At 33.9% G+C, this 18,004-nt stretch carries 20 protein-coding genes; 17 read left to right on the top strand and 3 right to left on the bottom strand.

What is annotated here, in order from left to right:
- Positions 1 to 89: 89 nt before the first annotated feature.
- Both BM371_RS06340 and BM371_RS06335 read right to left on the bottom strand, forming a co-directional pair.
- Positions 90 to 845 (bottom strand): SIMPL domain-containing protein, encoded by a 756-nt coding sequence (locus BM371_RS06340; protein WP_051882518.1) that lies wholly within the window; start codon positions 843 to 845, stop codon positions 90 to 92.
- Positions 846 to 873: 28 nt separating this feature from the next.
- A complete protein-coding gene (locus tag BM371_RS06335; protein WP_034672915.1) occupies positions 874 to 1,626 on the bottom strand; it encodes a Rossmann-like and DUF2520 domain-containing protein in 753 nt (250 codons plus the stop codon).
- A gap of 153 nt (positions 1,627 to 1,779) precedes the next feature.
- Here BM371_RS06335 and BM371_RS06330 point away from each other — a divergent pair, with 153 nt between their 5' ends.
- From BM371_RS06330 to lepA, 5 genes are all read left to right on the top strand, one after another.
- Complete coding sequence (locus BM371_RS06330; RefSeq protein WP_034672917.1) at positions 1,780 to 2,331, top strand: RNA polymerase sigma factor; 552 nt, start codon at positions 1,780 to 1,782, stop codon at positions 2,329 to 2,331.
- An 18-nt stretch (positions 2,332 to 2,349) separates the two neighbouring features.
- Positions 2,350 to 3,063: a hypothetical protein gene (locus BM371_RS06325; RefSeq protein ID WP_228376694.1), complete on the top strand. Its 714-nt coding sequence runs from the start codon at positions 2,350 to 2,352 to the stop codon at positions 3,061 to 3,063.
- 7 nt (positions 3,064 to 3,070) lie between these two features.
- Positions 3,071 to 3,583 (top strand): SRPBCC family protein, encoded by a 513-nt coding sequence (locus BM371_RS06320; protein WP_034676904.1) that lies wholly within the window; start codon positions 3,071 to 3,073, stop codon positions 3,581 to 3,583.
- Between the two features lie 118 nt (positions 3,584 to 3,701).
- Positions 3,702 to 4,733 carry a hypothetical protein gene (locus BM371_RS06315; protein ID WP_074958638.1) on the top strand — a complete coding sequence of 344 codons (1,032 nt, stop codon included), beginning with the start codon at positions 3,702 to 3,704 and terminating at the stop codon, positions 4,731 to 4,733.
- A 128-nt stretch (positions 4,734 to 4,861) separates the two neighbouring features.
- Positions 4,862 to 6,658 (top strand): translation elongation factor 4, encoded by a 1,797-nt coding sequence (gene lepA, locus BM371_RS06310; protein WP_034672923.1) that lies wholly within the window; start codon positions 4,862 to 4,864, stop codon positions 6,656 to 6,658.
- Between the two features lie 78 nt (positions 6,659 to 6,736).
- On the opposite strand, the gene BM371_RS06305 is transcribed toward lepA, so the two are convergent.
- Positions 6,737 to 7,372 (bottom strand): DUF1579 domain-containing protein, encoded by a 636-nt coding sequence (locus tag BM371_RS06305; protein ID WP_034672925.1) that lies wholly within the window; start codon positions 7,370 to 7,372, stop codon positions 6,737 to 6,739.
- A gap of 157 nt (positions 7,373 to 7,529) precedes the next feature.
- On the opposite strand from BM371_RS06305, the gene BM371_RS06300 reads away from it, so the two are divergent.
- From BM371_RS06300 to BM371_RS06240, 12 genes are all read left to right on the top strand, one after another.
- Complete coding sequence (locus BM371_RS06300) at positions 7,530 to 8,225, top strand: NUDIX hydrolase (RefSeq protein WP_034672927.1); 696 nt, start codon at positions 7,530 to 7,532, stop codon at positions 8,223 to 8,225.
- Positions 8,226 to 8,645: 420 nt separating this feature from the next.
- Complete coding sequence (locus BM371_RS06295; protein ID WP_034672929.1) at positions 8,646 to 9,188, top strand: NADAR family protein; 543 nt, start codon at positions 8,646 to 8,648, stop codon at positions 9,186 to 9,188.
- Positions 9,189 to 9,206: 18 nt separating this feature from the next.
- Entirely contained in the window at positions 9,207 to 10,439 is a 1,233-nt protein-coding gene (locus BM371_RS06285) for a TIGR02452 family protein (protein ID WP_228376695.1), read from the top strand.
- Positions 10,436 to 11,077, top strand: a complete 642-nt coding sequence (locus BM371_RS06280) for a DUF4291 domain-containing protein (RefSeq protein WP_034672931.1) — start codon at positions 10,436 to 10,438, stop codon at positions 11,075 to 11,077. The genes BM371_RS06285 and BM371_RS06280 overlap by 4 nt, the downstream gene beginning before the upstream one ends.
- A gap of 5 nt (positions 11,078 to 11,082) precedes the next feature.
- Entirely contained in the window at positions 11,083 to 11,592 is a 510-nt protein-coding gene (locus BM371_RS06275) for an O-acetyl-ADP-ribose deacetylase (protein ID WP_034672933.1), read from the top strand.
- 5 nt (positions 11,593 to 11,597) lie between these two features.
- The gene (locus BM371_RS06270) at positions 11,598 to 13,577 is read left to right on the top strand and encodes a TonB-dependent receptor (protein WP_034672935.1); all 1,980 of its coding nucleotides are present in this window, start codon (positions 11,598 to 11,600) and stop codon (positions 13,575 to 13,577) included.
- Position 13,578: 1 nt separating this feature from the next.
- Positions 13,579 to 14,574: an AAA family ATPase gene (locus BM371_RS06265; protein WP_034672937.1), complete on the top strand. Its 996-nt coding sequence runs from the start codon at positions 13,579 to 13,581 to the stop codon at positions 14,572 to 14,574.
- A 117-nt stretch (positions 14,575 to 14,691) separates the two neighbouring features.
- The gene (locus BM371_RS06260) at positions 14,692 to 15,378 is read left to right on the top strand and encodes an SIR2 family NAD-dependent protein deacylase (RefSeq protein ID WP_034672938.1); all 687 of its coding nucleotides are present in this window, start codon (positions 14,692 to 14,694) and stop codon (positions 15,376 to 15,378) included.
- Complete coding sequence (locus BM371_RS06255) at positions 15,378 to 16,343, top strand: ADP-ribosylglycohydrolase family protein (RefSeq protein WP_034672942.1); 966 nt, start codon at positions 15,378 to 15,380, stop codon at positions 16,341 to 16,343. Before BM371_RS06260 ends, BM371_RS06255 begins: the two co-directional genes overlap by 1 nt.
- A 13-nt stretch (positions 16,344 to 16,356) precedes the next feature.
- On the top strand, positions 16,357 to 16,902 hold the full coding sequence (locus BM371_RS06250; RefSeq protein WP_034672944.1) for an RNA 2'-phosphotransferase: 546 nt from the start codon (positions 16,357 to 16,359) through the stop codon (positions 16,900 to 16,902).
- Between the two features lie 368 nt (positions 16,903 to 17,270).
- Complete coding sequence (locus BM371_RS06245) at positions 17,271 to 17,552, top strand: hypothetical protein (protein ID WP_034672947.1); 282 nt, start codon at positions 17,271 to 17,273, stop codon at positions 17,550 to 17,552.
- Positions 17,553 to 17,571: 19 nt separating this feature from the next.
- Positions 17,572 to 17,943 carry a hypothetical protein gene (locus BM371_RS06240; protein ID WP_143106485.1) on the top strand — a complete coding sequence of 124 codons (372 nt, stop codon included), beginning with the start codon at positions 17,572 to 17,574 and terminating at the stop codon, positions 17,941 to 17,943.
- Positions 17,944 to 18,004: the final 61 nt, after the last annotated feature.

Here is an 18,004-nt window from a genome sequence, read left to right as displayed (position 1 = left end):
TAATGATTGATCAATGATAATTGATGAATGATAAAAAATTCAAGTCAATCGCATTCACTAATCGCATTTTATTTTTATTAATACTAATTTTAATCAAGATTATACGTAAGTCTTACGGTAATTCTCGCTGATTTTTCCTTGCTGGAAGTATCAAAATTTCCTCCATAGCTGTCTTCATCAGTAGAACCTTTCGCCGTAATCTGAAAAACACCCATCGAAGCATCTTTTAGTTTTCCTAAATCTCCGTCGGCACTTTTTACAATTTTTTCGGCTCTTTCTTTGGCATCTTTTGAGCCCTGTTCTATCAAACTGTGCTTTAAAGAAGAAAGATCAGAATACGTATATTGTGCTGAAGACGGCTCAAACTGAACACCATTGTTGATGAGTTCTGCAGTTTTATCAATAACGCTTTCAATTTTCTTCATCAAAGCCGGATTTTTCTTCGCTCTGAAAAACACGCTCTGAGTAGCTTTATAGCCATCAAAAATATCTTCAGATTTTTCTGATCCGTCTGCTTCTTTTGTGGTAACGGTACGATAAGACCTTGAGAAATTAACCCCGCCAAAAGCAAATTCACCAGCTTTGAAACCTTTACTGTAGAAAAAAGCTTTTACTTTTTCTTTATCCTGCGAGATTAAATTATAGGCTTCTTTGGCATCCATCGCACTGGCGTCGAAACTTCCGCCCCAACTTATTTCGTCTGAAATAAAATCCTTAGAACCAAGACCAGTAACGGATATGGTGTCCTGTTTTAAGTTTCTGTTTTTAAAGCTTGAACCTAACACAAAAGCGGTAATAACGATGGCTGCTCCGATGATGAGGGAACGAATGATATTTGTATTCATTTTTTCTGTTTTCCTCAAAGTTAAAACTTTATGGCAATTGATACATTTTTTTAATCGACTGATTCATCGTTTTATAAATCTCAAGACTTTCGTCCTGCAATAATTGCTCGTGTAACTCAAGAACTCTTTTGTCGTTTCTCACAGCTGGTCCGGTTTGTGCAGATTTTGGTTCAATTTCATGAATTTTCTGAACGGTTTCATCAATTAATGGTAAAAAATAATCAAACGGGATTTTCTGAGCATCTGAAATTTCTTTCGCTCTCGAAAAAAGATGATTCACAAAATTGCAGGCGAAAACTGCTGTTAAATGAATATATTTTCTCTTTTCGTGCGTACTTTCCATTACATTTTCTGAAATTTTTGAGGCTAAATCGATTAGGATTTTTTGATCTTCTGTATTTTCAGCTTCAACAAAAAAAGGTATTTTTGTATAGTCTAAATCTTTCGATTTTGAAAAGGTCTGTAAAGGATAAAAACTTGATTTTCTGTACTCTCCTACCAAAACTTCTTTAGGAAGAGATCCTGAAGTATGAGCAACCAGACTATTTTTTTTAGAAATTATTTTAGAAACATCTTCTACAGAATTGTCACTTACGCAGATAAAATATAAATCTGCATCTTCCAGTTTTTCTGTTGAAAAAGGAATATTTAATTCTGAAGAAATTTTTTGAAGTTCATTCTCATTTCTACCAAAGATTTGGGCTAAAGAAATACCATTCTGAACGAATGCTTTTGCCAGATGATAGGCAACATTTCCGGATCCGATAATGACTGTTTGCATTGAACAAAGATAAATATTTTGATTGGGTGATGGAAGTCAGACGATGGATGTTTTTTTAACTTTTAATAATAAGAACCCAAATTATAGCACAAAAATTGAATAAGTAATTTAACTTTTAAATATTTTTGTAATCAAAACCAATGAAAGCATCTTATGAAGATTAAGGACGCGGAAATTATTGCGCTGATGCAAGACCCACGAACACTTGAAAAAGGTATTCGTGTGCTGATGGATGCTTATCAAAGCAGATTATATTGGCATATTCGACGTATTATTGTAGATGCAGATCTAGCTCAGGATACTTTGCAGGAAACCTTCATCAAAGCGTACCAGAATTTTCATCAGTTCAAAAATGACAGTCAGCTGTACACCTGGCTTTACAGAATTGCAACCAATGAAGCGTTGCAGCAGATTAATAAGCTTAAGAAAATGCAGAAGACCGACGAAGATCCTGAATATTATATGCAGAATCTGGTTGCCGATAACACCGAAGGTGATGCGGAAGAAATACAAATTTTTCTGCAAAAAGCGATACAAAGTCTGCCTGAAAAACAGAAGCTGGTATTTATGATGCGGTATTATGATGATTTACCTTACGAAGAAATATCTCAGATTGTAGATATGTCGGTGGGGACATTAAAAACAAATTATCATTATGCCAAACAAAAAATAGAAGAATATATCAAAGAGAATTACGAAAGATAATTTTTGAGAAAACAAGAAATGGAAAATTTTGATCTGGATAATTTAGAACGCAAAAACATCTATAAAGTTCCTGAGAATCTTTTTGAAAGCATTCAGGAAAACGTGTTGGGCGGAGTGAAAGATTTTGATCTGGAAAAATTAGAACGTAAAAATATTTACAAAGTTCCTGAAAATATGTTTGAAACGATTCAGGATAGAGTTCTAAGCGGAGTGCAGAGTTTTGATTTGGATAAATTGGAACGCAAAAACATATATAAAATTCCTGAAGGTGTTTTTGAAACTGTTCAGGAAAATGTATTGAATGAAATAAAAGCTGAGAAAAAAGCGCCAATTTTTAAACTGAATTGGGGATATGCAATTGCAGCGTCTGTAGCTCTTATTTTTGGAGTGACTTTTGTTTATAATTCAAATTCTCCGGTAAATGGAGATTCGGTTAATCGTTATGCTAATAACAGAGAAGTTCCAAAAAAAGAAAGTCAAATAGCTTACGAAACTTTAGCATCAGATTTAACTTCTGTTGAAAATGCTAATCAAACAGTTGAAAGTCAGATGAATATAAAGCCTGTTGTTTCTCAGGTAGTGAATAATAATTCTGAAAATCAGAATAAAAAATCGGTAAAAGCAGCAAATGACGTTCATATGAATGAATATCTTGAATCTCTTACCAATTCTGAAATCGCCGAGTTAGCCAATAACTCGAGTCAGGATGTTTATTTGGACTTATATAATTAAAAAGAAGATGAAAAAAATATTATTTACACTTTTTATAATTTCAGGGTTTGGCTTGAATGCCCAGGTCAAGGATTATGACTGGAAGAAAATGAGTCCGGAAAAGAGGAAAGAGGTGATAAATAGTATGTCACCGGATGAAAGAAAAGCTCTTCTTACTGAATTCAGAAATAAAATGGTTGTCGATATGCTGGAAGTTTCACCGCAGGATAAAGCAGAGTTTACTTCTATTTACAATGAATATTTGGATGATCAGAAGAAAATAAAAAGCCAGTTTGATTCTAATTTTGATCCGGAGAAACTTAATGAAGAAGAAGCGAAAGTAAAACTTCAGCAAAGTTTTGATTTAGGACAAAAATTGTTGGATAATAAAAAGAGATATGCTGAAAAGATGCAGACCGTTATTCCTTGTCAGAAAGTATTGAAACTTTTCAATTCTGAAGCCATGATGAGAGATAAAATGAATGAAAAGAAATCTCATGATGGGAAGAGAAATTCTCCCAGACCGAAGCAAAACCCATAATAGTTTATTTTTTTAATGTTGGACGACTCTTGCAATTTATTGTGAGGGTCGTTTAATTTTAGAATATTAATATCAATTAAAATATTTAATGATTTCTTACTTTTGTGAAAATTCGATTATGAAAAAAATATTTTTCTTCTTGTTTGCAACACTTTTTATGAATGCTCAGAAAACTGAGACAATAAAACTTTCGCAGTCAGTTAAAAGCAAAAAAATTAATTATAAAAATTTTACGGTAATTGATCAAAGAGAAAATAAAGAAATTGGCTCTGTAATGTACCATAAAGACCAGGTAAATATAGCGTTTGAAAATAATGCAGTCAAAGATTTCCAGGATTGGTTTTACAGTGATAATCCTGTAAAAGGAAATGACGAATTAGTTCTTTTGATTGAAAATATAAAAGTTTCTGAAGATAAACAAGAGAAGTTCTCAATAGGAAAACTTGAAGTCCGCGCAAGCACATTTCTTAAAAAAGAGGACGGATATCATTTATTATACCGAAAAGACACCGTTGCAACAGTTTCTTCTCGCGTGACGCCGTATCTTGCTCAAAGTCTTGCTAAAAAAATCAGTCTTACGTTTTCGGAATTATTAAAAGGTTCTTATAATGCAAAACCTTGGGAGATTACGATTTCTCAGGAGGAACTTCAAAATTATGAAACCATTTTAAAAGATACACTTGAAATTTATAAAGCAGATCATCTAAAAGAAGGTGTTTATAAAGACTATTACAGCTTCTTTACTCACCATCCTGAACATGGCTTTATCATTGAAACCAATAGTAAAGGAATCGTTACCAAAGCAGTAAATGGAGAAGAGAAAATGCCAATTAGAAATTTTTATGCTTTTGTATATAATGGAGTTCCGTATAAAGTAATTCCGGTAGGGTATACTGAAATTTTCAGGGATGAACTGGGGCTTTTTATTGAAGTTAAAAAAGAAGAACTTTTCCCGGAATCTAATTCTTCGTTTATGATGGTTGGCGGCGGTATTGCGGGATTAATAGGAAGTGTGGTTGCTAATGTGGCAATCGTGGCAATTGATGCCAAAGCTGCAAAAAAGAGAAAGGCAATGGCAGGAACTGAAGTTTCACTTGATCCTTTAACCGGACATTATATATTACCAGAGAATTTTGGTAAATCTAAATAAGTATCCAAGAAAAACATTTTACCTCTTTTTTTCAATTTAAATCAACAGAATAAATGGTGTTTATCACTAAAAATTAAAAATGAAATTCTCCTGCATTTTTTTATCTTTGCAAATTACATAGTTCTTAAATGAAAAACATACGAAATTTTTGCATAATCGCCCATATTGACCACGGTAAATCTACTTTGGCAGACCGTCTTTTGGAGTATACCAATACGGTGACTCAAAGAGAGTTACAATCTCAGACGCTTGATGATATGGATTTGGAAAAAGAACGTGGGATTACGATAAAATCTCACGCCATCCAGATGGATTATGAGCTTAATGGCGAAAAATATATTTTGAATCTTATCGATACACCGGGACACGTAGATTTTTCTTACGAAGTTTCTCGTTCTATTGCAGCTTGTGAAGGAGCACTTTTAATTGTTGATGCTGCGCAAAGCATTCAGGCACAAACGATTAGTAATTTATATTTAGCTTTAGAAAACGACTTGGAAATTATTCCGATTCTTAATAAAATAGATCTTCCATCTGCTAATCCTGAAGAAGTTACCGACGAAATCATGGGACTTTTAGGCTGTAAATACGAAGATGTTCTTCGTGTTTCCGGGAAAACTGGTGAAGGTGTTCATGAGTTGCTTGAGGAGATTGTAAAAAGAGTTCCGCCACCGGTTGGTGATCCTGAAGCACCACTTCAGGCATTGATTTTCGATTCTGTTTATAACCCTTTTAGAGGAATTGAAGCTTATTTCAAAATTGTAAATGGAAGTATTTCCAAAAACGAAAAGATCAAATTTTTCGCAACCGGAAAAGAATATGGAGCTGATGAAGTCGGAACTTTAAAACTAAAGCAGGTTCCAAAGAAAACAATTGAATGTGGAGATGTAGGTTATCTTATTTCGGGGATTAAAGACGCCCGTGAAGTAAAAGTAGGAGATACGATTACCTCTTTTGTAAACCCTGCAGATGCACCAATTGATGGATTTGAGGAAGTTAAACCAATGGTTTTTGCGGGTATTTATCCTATCGAATCTGAAGATTTTGAGGAATTAAGATTTTCTCTTGAAAAATTAAGATTAAATGACGCTTCTTTGGTTTTCGAACCGGAAAGTTCTGCGGCTCTTGGTTTTGGTTTCCGTTGCGGATTCTTAGGAATGCTTCACATGGAAATCGTTCAGGAACGTTTGGAAAGAGAATTTAATATGAACGTTATTACGACCGTTCCCAACGTTTCGTACCACGGATATTCTAAAAAAGAGCCCGAAACTGCAATTTTAATCAACAACCCATCTGAAATGATTGATCCTAATCTTTTAGACAGAGTTGAAGAACCTTATATTAAAGCTTCGATCATTACAAAATCTGACTTTGTTGGAGCCGTAATGACGCTTTGTATTGAGAAAAGAGGAGAGATTGTAAACCAAAGTTATTTAACGGCAGATAGAGTGGAATTAACATTCAATATGCCTTTAGCAGAAGTTGTTTTTGACTTTTACGATCGTTTGAAATCAATTTCTAAAGGTTATGCATCATTCGATTATTCACCAATTGGGATGCGTTCTTCTAAGTTGGTTAAAATGGATATTCTGATTAATGGTGACATGGTGGATGCGCTTTCTTCATTGATTCACGATTCTAATGCTTATTACATTGGTAAAAAAATGTGTGAGAAACTTCGTGAACTGATTCCGAGACAGCAGTTTGACATTGCAGTTCAGGCAGCTTTGGGAGCGAAAGTTATTGCAAGAGAAACCATTAAGGCTTTAAGAAAAGATGTTACCGCAAAATGTTATGGAGGAGATATTTCCAGAAAGAGAAAACTTTTGGAAAAACAGAAAGAGGGTAAGAAGAAGATGAAGCAAATTGGTAGAGTAGAGGTTCCGCAATCGGCATTTATGGCTGTATTGAAGCTTAATGATTAAGTAAAAGAGTCAGGTAAAAGGCAAAAAATAAAAGTAAAATCCGCAGAGATTTCTGCGGATTTTTTTGTTTTAGAGTATTTATTTTCTGGTAAATTTTATTTCCATTGTTTTAAACTCTTTTCCGGTCTTCGGATCTGGACCAAACATTTCTATTTTTTGGGTGTTATCATCAACGAAAGTGAAAACTTCTCTTACATTACAATCTTTTCCGGGTCTTGAAGGATCGGTCATTTTTCCTTTAAATTCAATAGATTTTGAGGATGAGTTCCAATCGCCTTCCATATTCATAATTCCGGTACCCATATTGTCGATCCAGGTGCTTACAAACTTCTTTTTAGAATTGTCATATCCCAGAATACTTACTCCTTCAAAAGGCATTCCCATCATATTCCCTTTGTGTGTGCTCATTTGATAGCGACCGTCGAACATCATTTTGTTTGTCGCTTCAGATTTGCTAGTCATTGGTTGTGCGCCATCTTCCATCCACATAGTAGTTTCTCCGTTCCAATTTCCGTCGGCTTTAGCAATCATTTTCTGCATTTCTCCAGGAGTTGCATAATCCATCCATGCTTTGGTTGCGGTTGCCGAATCTACGGGTTTCCATTCGTCGTTGGTTAAAGAATCTTTTTTGTCAGAATTTTTCATATCCACTTTTACCTTGTCACAGGCAATGAATAGAGTAGCGGTGCAGAATGCAAGAAATAATTTTTTCATAATAGTTTAGTTTTAAGTTAGTTATTAATGAAAATAAATATAATGAATTTTTGAATAGAGTGAATTATTTTTTATTTGACAGCAAAAAGAGACAGATTAATTTTAAAGATCAGAATTAAAACAATATTTTTGTGTATTCGTAACGCAAATTAATATTATGGAGTCTCCAAAAAAATTACAGGATATAAAAGTTGCTGTAGACGCAGTTATTTTCGGATATTTTGATAAAAAAGATCTTCAGCTTTTGTTGATTAAAAGAAATATTGAACCTTTCAAAGGAGGTTGGGCGCTTCCCGGCGGATTGGTTTTGGATGATGAAAACCTCGATGATGCTGTAAAAAGGGAGCTCCACGAAGAAGCGGGCATAAAACCCGATTTTTTGGAACAACTCTATACTTTTGGTAATGTTGGTCGCGATCCGCGAAATAGAGTGGTTTCTATCGCTTATCTGGGACTTGTTAACCCTTCTTATCATGAACTGTTTGCGGATTCTGATGCGGAAGATGCGCAATGGTTCAGTGTAAACCAGCTGCCTAAATTAGCTTTTGATCATCAGACAATTATTGATATTGCATTAAAAAGACTTCGTACAAAAATCCAATATCAACCCATTGGTTTCAACCTCTTGAGTGAAGAATTTGCTTTTTCAGACCTTGAAAATCTTTATAAAACAATCGTTGGTAAAGAAATAGACCGTCGAAATTTCCGTAAAAAGATTATGAGTTATGATCTGTTGAATGAAACCAATAATCTTAAAAAAGAAGGCAGCGGCAGACCTGGGAAATTATTCACTTTTAATCAGGAAAAATATAAAGAATTGGAAGAGGAAGGCTTTTATTTTGAAATAAAATAGCTTTTTTTAAACATTAATTTCATGAATATTACACAAATTTTCAATAATATTTTTTGCGTTACTGTCATTCAGAATGAAGCGAAGCGGAATGAAGAATCTATTTTCATATTTTTAGATTCTTCCTTCGTCAGAATGACAAACTTTGTGAATAAATCTTAGATACAATTCAGAATTTCAACATCAATAGGAACAGACTTTAGTCCGTTTTCAATTCAAAATACATCAAATTGGCTTTAGCCAAAACATAGAAAATAATCAAAATTGTATCATTTGTGAAAAACATTTGTGTCATTTGTGTTTACATAAAATAAATTTTAATTACAGAAAATCAATCGATTAAATAATTTAGTGTAAAATTAACGCAAATAAATTTGGATGATAAAATCATATTCTTTTAAATTTGTGTAAAAATAACACAATATGAAATATACATTACAAAATACAATTGAAAAGTTTCAGAAAAAAGAGACGTTGAATTTCCTGTTCTTTTGGGGACACACGGTAAAAGATGAAATTACAAAAGCATGTTTCAGTCAATGGTTTCCGTTTGAGTTTCACGAAAATGGAATTGTTTATAAAACTGCTGAACATTATATGATGGCCGGAAAAGCGAAATTATTTAATGATATGGAAATTTTAGAGAAAATTCTAAATGCAGCAACTCCAAATCAAGCCAAAAGCTTAGGAAGAAAAGTCAAAAACTTTGATCCTCAATTTTGGGATGATCATAAATATGAAATCGTAAAACAGGGAAATTTATTAAAGTTCTCTCAAAATAAAGGTTTTAAAGAATTTTTACTCTCTACAGAAGATAAAATTTTAGTAGAAGCCAGTCCTTATGACAAAATCTGGGGAATCGGAATGCTCGAAACAGATAGACAAGCCGAAAATCCTCAGCAATGGAATGGTGAAAATCTTCTGGGATTTGCTTTAATGGAAGTAAGAGACGAATTGAGGGGATAAAAACACAAAGCATTAATTATGAAAACAAAAACACTTTTCAGACCAGTCGGAGAAAAAGAAATGATTTTAATAATCGAAAGCAATTACAAAAAATTTCCTCCAAGACTAGAATGGCAACCGATTTTCTATCCCGTTTTGAACGAAGACTATGCCTCCGAAATTGCCGAAAAATGGAATACAAGAGATGAAGCAGGAAATTATCTTGGTTTTGTAACAAAATTTGAAGTGTTGGAAGATGAAGTAAATAAATATCCAACGCAAAATGTTGGCGCAAAAAATCATAATGAATTGTGGATTCCTTCTGAAGATTTAGAAAAATTTAATCAGGCAATTGTAGGAAAAATTGATGTGACAAAAGTATTTATTGGAGATAATTTTAAAAATCCTGCAAATCCGGATGTAGAAAACTTATTATTAAGTATTAAAAAACTAACGATGACAAATAAAGGAATGGCAAAAGATACATTAGAAATCCTAGCCAAAAAATATTATATAAACGAAGACAACGAAAAAATAAATATAGAAAACGAACTGGAAATCTGTAAAAAAGAAACTGTTTTGTTTTCATCTGAACAGCTTTCGGAAATGACAGCAAATAAGCTTCCGAAAACAGATTTTGAAACAAAATTTGAAACTTGGAGCTGCAGTTCTTTAAAAGCGATTTTACGATTGGCTGAAGAAGAAAATCAGGAGAAAATCATGTGTCTGAATTTCGCATCAGCAAAAAATCCGGGCGGAGGTTTTATCAATGGAGCAGAAGCTCAGGAAGAGAGTTTGGCGAGAACTTCAGGTCTTCATGACAGTTTATTGCAAGGATGGGAATATTATGAAACCCATCGCGCAATGGAATCTTGTTTTTACACAGATATGATGATTTACAGTCCGAAAGTTCCGGTTTTCAGAAAAGATAAAGGTGAATTGCTGACAAAACCTGTTTTGTGCAATTTTATAACTTCTCCTGCGGAAAATGCGGGTGTTGTAAAAAGACAGGAACCTGAAAGAGCAGACGAAATTTTCGGAGCAATGGATTTGAGAATGGATAAAATGCTCGCTTTAGCTTTAAACCAGGGAAATGAAACATTGATTTTAGGAGCTTGGGGATGTGGAGTTTTCAAAAATGATCCGAAAGAAATTGCAGAATTGTTCAAAAAACATCTTCATGGGAAATATAAAAATAAATTTAAAAGAGTGGTTTTTGCGGTTCTCACTAAAAAGGAAGAAATGATAAAGCCATTCGAAGAAATAGGATGAGACTTAAATTAAAAAAATATAAAGAACAACTACAAGATTGGCCTCAAAAGGGACATCACATCATGGCTCAATATGATGATGAGAAAATAATTGTTTATCAGTCATACCGAAAAGAAATTGGTGAATTTGCTGTTAAAAATCAATATTTCGGAGGAGCATTTAGTCTTGAAAGAATGACTTGGATCAAACCTAATTTTCTGTGGATGATGTACCGAAACGGATGGGGAAGAAAAGAAGGACAGGAATATGTTTTGGCAATTCATTTAAAAATGGATGCTTTTAAAAAGTACTTAGAAAATGCCGTTTATTCTTCTTACAACGAAAGGTTGGAATTATCAAGAGAAGAATGGCAAAATCAGGTAAAAGAATCATCTGCGAGATTGCAATGGGATCCGGATCATGATCCTTTCGGTAATAAATTGGAGAGAAGAGCGATACAAATCGGGTTGAGAAATGATTTCATCAAATCTTTTGCTCAGGAAGATATTGTTTTAATTGAAAGTATTTCAGATTTCGTGAAAGAACAGCATGAATTTGTTTTAAATGATGACTTGGATAATTTGTTGATTCCTGAAGAAAAACCATTACGATTCGATGAGGGTGATTTAAACAGGAAGCTGAGATTGAATGAAAACTAATTACAATGAAAATTGAATTAATAAAAGGCGACATCACCAAAATAAAAGCAGACGCAATCGTCAATGCTGCCAATTCATCTTTATTGGGAGGTGGCGGTGTTGATGGAGCAATTCACCGAGCAGGTGGAAAGCAAATTTTAGATGAATGTATTGAAATTAGAAATAAACAGGGAAAATGTAAAACAGGAGAAGTGGTCATAACAACAGCCGGAAATTTGCCTGCAAAATATGTTATTCACACGGTTGGCCCGATTTGGAATGGAGATGAAGAAAAATGTTCGAAACTTTTGGCGAATTGCTATAAAAATTCATTAAAACTGGCAGAAAGCGTTGATGTTAAAAGCATTGCTTTTCCAAATATCAGTACGGGAGTTTATAAATTTCCAAAGGAATTGGCTGCCAAAATTGCTGTTAATGAAGTACAGAATTTTCAGTCAGAAATTATTGAAAAAGTTGTTTTTGTCTGTTTTGATGATGAAAATGAATTCATTTATAGAGAACTTTTAAAAATTTAAAAACCATGAAAAAACTCATACTTTTAGCAACATTTATCCCGATTTCCTACCTTTTTTCTCAGGAAAAAGATTCGATCAGGGATATTCAGGAGGTGGTGATTCAGAGTGAAGCGGGAAGATTGCAGGCGGTGAATTTTCATAATATCAATCCTGCTAAAAGTATTCGAAATGTAGGGAAGGAGCCCTCTTTTTTATTGTCAGAATCTGTTCCGTCGGTCACGGCTTATTCGGATACGGGTGGAAATAATGGCTATTCTTACTATAGAATTCGTGGGATCGATCAGACGAGAATCAATGTTTCGATGGATGGAGCGTCGATGAATGAGCCGGAAGATCAGGGTTCTTATTTTTCGAATTATCCGGATATTTTTAATTCTTTTGATAAAATTCAAATTCAGAAAGGAGTTGGTTTATCAAAGAACGGAACAGCGAGTTATGGCGGAAGCATTCAGTTGTTTTCTCCTGATTTAAAAGAAAAAAATCTTGAATTCGGAGCAAATTATGGTGCATATAACTCATTGAGAGTATATGGAAAATACACTTCAGGAATTAAAAATGAAATGGGAATTCATGTGAGATTATCCGAAATTTATTCAGATGGTTACAAGTATAATTCCTCTAATCATGGACAGTCTGCGTTTATCAGCGGTGGGATTTTTAAAGAAAAAAGTATCTGGAAATTCAATGCTTTGATGGGAAATCAGAGAAACGAACTGGCTTGGTTAGGCGTTACTCAGGAACAGATAGATAAAGATCCGCGAACAAATGGAAATCGTGACGAAAAAGATCGTTTTTTCCAGACGTTTCTGCAGGTTTTAAATCAGACAAAATTGAGCGAATCTTCTTCTCTTCAAAGCAGTATTCATTATACGCATTTGAATGGAAATTATGATTTTAACTGGAATAACTTCATCGGATTACCGGAAAACGGAGAAATTTACAATTATGCTTTTAATTCAAATTTCTTGGGATTTTACACCAATTTTCAGAATAAATTTAAAAACGGGAAAATTGTCGCAGGAATTAATGGAAATGTATACCACAGAAATCACACAGGAAGCGAGATTTCCTTGGGAGAATTGTACAGAAATACAGGGTATAAAAATGATGTAAGTGTTTTTGCTCAGGGAGAATTCAAAGTTGGAAAGTGGGTTTTTTCCGGAGATATTCAATACAGATTTGCAGATTTCAGATATAAAGGAGATCTTGAAATGAATAAGCTGGAGTGGAATTTCTTTAATCCAAAAGTTGGTGTTAATTATTTGATAGATAACCATTCAAATGTATTTTTCAGTTTGGGAAGAGTAGGAAGAGAACCGACCAGAAATGATATTTTTATGGGAAATGATAACTTAATGCTGGATGAAAATAATCAGTTGGCTCTTGGAACAGTTACGCCTGAATATGTAACTGATTATGAGTTAGGTTACCGTTTTAATAAACAAAAAATAAAATTGGAATTTAATGTCTTTTACATGGATTTTAAGGATGAAATTGTATTAAACGGAAACTTCGGACCCAACGGATTGGCGTTGACCAATAAAGTTGATAAAAGTTACAGATTGGGAGCAGAAGTTTCATTCAATTATCAGATTAATGAACATTGGAATTTGAAAAATAACTCGTCTTTTGTGTATTCAAGAATTAAAGAAGAAAATGTTTCGTTTAGTCCGGTATTGACGCCAAAATTTATTGTAAATCAGGAAGTAAACTATACATTGAAGAATCTTACGATTAATGTAACTTCCAGATTTCAGGACAGTTCGTACATGGATTTTTCAAACACGGCAAAACTTCCATCTTATGTAATTTTGAATTCCGGAGTTTTGTATGACTGGAATCAATGGCAAATAGGATTTTTTGTGAATAATATAACGGACAGACGATATTATAATTACGGTTACACAGAAGCAGATGGCACAGGAAAGTATTTTATTCAGATGCCGAGAAATTATATGGCTTCTTTAAAATTTAAAGTTTTTTAAAATGAAAGGTTTTGTATTTGGTAAATTTTATCCGTTTCATATCGGTCATCAAAAAATGATCGAATTTGCACTTGAAAAAGGAGATGTAACGGTTTTAGTTTGTGCAGAAGAAAATGAAAAAATCGACGGAAATATCCGAAAGCAATGGATAAAAGATACTTTTTCTGAGAATAAAAATCTTAACGTAAAAATATTCAATTACAGTGAAAAAGATTTTCCGAATTCATCAGTTTCAGATTGGGAAATTTCAAAGAAGTGGAGTGAGGTTTTTAATGAGTATTTTAAAGAAGAAAACTTTCTGGTAACATCTGAGGAATATGGCGAAATGCTTTCTGTGATTATGGATGTTGACCATTTTATGTTTGATGAAAACAGGGAAAGTATTCAGATTTCAGCTTCAGAAATCCGCGAAAATTTATTTGAAAACTGGAGTTATCTTCCGTTATCCGTTCAGAAATATTTTGCATTAAAAGTTGTTTTTTTAGGAACAGAATCAACGGGAAAAACGGTTATGACGAATAAACTTTCCGAATATTTTAAAGCAAATAAAGTGTCGGAAGCGGGAAGAGATTTAATTCAAAATTCTAAGAAATTCGAATTTGAAAATCTTGAAAAAGTCTACACAGAACACGCCAATCGAATTGAAAAAGTGGATCATAAAGAAAGTTTCTTAACCTTAATTGATACTGATGTTCACATTACGAAATCGTACGCTGAATTTATTTTTGGGAGGAAATTAAACGTTCCGGAAGAAATTATTGAGAAAAATAAAGCCGATTTATATCTTTATTTGACAAAAGATGCAGAATATATTCAGGACGGAACCCGCCTTGAATTTGAAGAAAGAAACCTTTTAGATCAAAGTCATCGAAAGGTTTTAGTAGAAAATAAGATTAATTTTCTCGAAGTTTCCGGAACTTGGGAAGAAAGAGAAAAAATGGTGATTGAAAACATCAAAAAGTTAATTTTGAAAAGACAAATGATATTCAAAGTATAAGAGATTAAGCTTATTTCTTTGCTGAGTGTAACGCCTTTGCGAACGAAAAATATACAGAATAATGGTAAAAAAATTCTTTGCGAGCCTTGCGTTAAAAACAATTAAAAACAACAACAAATGAAAAAATTAACCATATTAACCGGCGCAGGAATCAGTGCCGAAAGCGGAATAAAAACCTTCAGAGACGGAGATGGTCTTTGGGAAAATCATAATATAACAGATGTTGCAAGTCCGGAAGGATGGCGAAAAGACAGAGCTTTGGTATTGGAATTTTACAATCAGAGACGTCGCCAACTTCATGAAGTGAAACCAAATGATGCACACAAATTAATTGCCGATTTAGAAGAACATTTTGAGGTTCAGATTATCACACAAAATATCGATGATCTTCATGAAAGAGCGGGTTCTGCGAATATCCTTCATTTGCATGGAGAATTATTCAAATCTTGTTCATGCAACAATAAAAATCTGATTTACGAACAGAAAGACGATATCAGCATCGGGGATAAAGCGGAAGACGGCGCTCAATTGCGACCTTTTATCGTTTGGTTTGGTGAAGATGTTCCTTTGATGTATGAAGCTTCAAAAAAAGCGAAAGAAGCAGATATTTTTCTGGTAATTGGAACTTCTTTGCAGGTTTATCCGGCTGCAGGATTGCTTCATGATATTAAGGATGATTGTCTTTTAATTGTAATTAATCCCAACGAAACAGGTTTCGGATACGGACAAAGAGCGGTCGTAATGAAAGAAACCGCAACAAAAGGAATGCAATTATTGTATGATAAATTAGTAAATCTTGCCTAATGAAAAATACTGTAAAAGCAGGAGTTTTCGGAGTTTGCATTGGCGATGCTTTGGGCGTTCCGGTGGAATTCAGAAGCAGGGAACAATTAAAACGTTCACCAGTTACAAAAATGAGAGCTTTAGGAACACATCATCAACCTGCGGGAACCTGGAGTGATGATGGTTCTTTAACATTATGTCTTGCAGACAGCCTTTGTAATGGATATAATTTGGAAGACATGGCTTTGAAGTTTTTACAGTGGTACAATGCGGAAATTTGGACACCACACGGAAGAGTTTTCGATATTGGAATAGCAACTTCACAAGCCATCCATAGAATTAGCAAAGGAACTTCTCCTACTTTATGTGGTGGAACAAGTGAGTTTGATAATGGGAATGGTTCTTTAATGAGAATTTTACCGTTATTATTTTATATTAAAGATTTTTCTATTGAGAAACGTTTTGATATTACAAAAGATGTTTCCAAGATTACACACGGACACATTCGTTCTGCTTTGGCTTGCTTTATTTATTTGGAGTTGGTTTTGGAAGTTTTAAAAGGGAAAGATAAATGGGAAGCATACAAAACAATGCAGAAAACAGTTCGAAACTTTTTGGATCATAATCCTGTTTGCTCTCAAAATGAAATGGATAAATTTCATCGAATTTTAGAATTAAAAGTGGGTAAATATGATTTGGCTCCGTTACATACTTTAGAGGAAGAAGAAATAAGTTCATCGGGATACGTACTTTCAAGTTTAGAAGCCTCAATCTGGTGTTTTCTAAATTCTGAAAGTTATTCTGAAGCAGTTTTGAAAGCCGTTAATTTAGGAGAAGATACCGATACAACCGGAGCAATTACGGGTGGAATTGCCGGAATTTATTATGGTTTTGAAAATATTCCTGAGGAGTGGGTTGAGGTTTTAGCAAGGAAAAAGGATATTGAAAAGCTGTGTGAAAAATTGGATGAAAAATTAATGAAATAAAAAAACACAAACCATGACCGAACAACAAAAGAAGAAGATAAGCAAATTCCTAAGCTATGTTCTCAGACATCATCCCGAATCGATAGGGTTGAATCTGGATGAAAACGGTTGGGCAAATGTTGATGAATTGATCACAAAATCAAAAAGAGATTCTTATCAAGGATTTACTTTTGAAGAACTGGATGAAATTGTGCAGACCAATTCTAAAAAACGATTTGCTTTTAATGAAGATAAAACTAAAATCAGAGCAAGTCAGGGACATTCTATCAATATTAATTTAGCTTTAATTCCGCAACAACCGCCGGAATTTCTCTATCACGGAACGGCTCAGAATAATATCTATTCCATTTTAGAAAAAGGGATTGAAAAAAGAAGCCGGCAACACGTTCATTTAAGCATAGATAAAGAAACGGCAACGAATGTTGGAATGCGCCACGGAAAACCAATTATTATCACCATTTCAACAGAAAAAATGTTTGAAGACGGAATTCTGTTTTATCTTTCTGAAAACAATGTTTGGCTGACAGATTTTGTGGATGCAAAATACATTTCAAAGTAAATGAAAAGAACATTAGCGATAGGTGACATTCACGGAGGAAGCCGCTGAAATATCTTCTCTAAAATGGGGAAGATATTTTTAGTGTAAAAATCTGCACAATCAGCAAAATCTGCGAGAACAAAATTATACATGAATTTTGTCATTCCGTAGGAATTTCGACGATTACTCCAAAATAGCATAGATTCCACGCTCCACTTCGTTTCGCTCTGAATGACAAACTTTGTGTTTGTCAAGCACTTTTACAAACCTTTACGAAATTAAAATGATTTCAGGTGTATTTACCTTATCAATTCGGGTGTTTTTCCTCTGATTTTTATGATTTTATAGAGTGAAATTTGCTTTAGAAAAAACCAATAAAAATCACAGCTATGGCAACTAAAAAGCAATTTTTCGTTTCATTGGAAGGAGTAGACCTTTCAGACGAACAGTTAAAAAACATCGACAGAGGAATTCAGAATGTAGTGCTTTCCGAACTTTCGAAATTGGATAATTCGCAGGCTTTCGGAGCACACAGAAATTTCAAAGAATTTTTGAGACCTTTAAGAGTGAAAGATTGGTTTCCCTGGGGAATTATCATTTTCAAGCCTGGGGTAGCAATCGACAAGCAGATTCTGGATATTCAGAGCCAGATGAAAGGCTATGGAATCTGAATTTAATTCTTCAAAAAAAATGTGTCCCAGTTATCTCGGGAAAGTTGGGGCACAGCTTTTTGGAGTCGTCAATAAAGACGGAAAGGTACAGTTTATCACACCTCTCGCTGTCACAGAAGATTTTATTGAGCAAAATGAAAACCTTGAACAGAGATTTCGATTTACCGGAAAGTGTGTAGAAAAGGGTTGTGCTCAGTGGAATAATGAAGAATCTAAATGCTCTTTATCTCGGAAAGTTCAGAATTTAGACTTAAACAAAAATAAGGAATTATCCTATTGCCCGATTCGGTCTCAGTGCAGATGGTTTTCTCAGGATGGGAATGATGCCTGTTTTTCTTGCAATGAAATTACCAGAAATATGGAGGAATTATTAGTAAGCAGAATGCATTAATAAAATATAAAAGTAAAAACCACGCATGACGCGTGGTTTTTTTGTTATTGTTTTTGCAAAA

It is taken from the genome of Chryseobacterium formosense, assembly GCF_900116415.1.
In the GTDB taxonomy this organism is placed as follows: domain Bacteria; phylum Bacteroidota; class Bacteroidia; order Flavobacteriales; family Weeksellaceae; genus Chryseobacterium; species Chryseobacterium formosense.
This window is presented reverse-complemented; position numbering and strand designations above follow the sequence as displayed.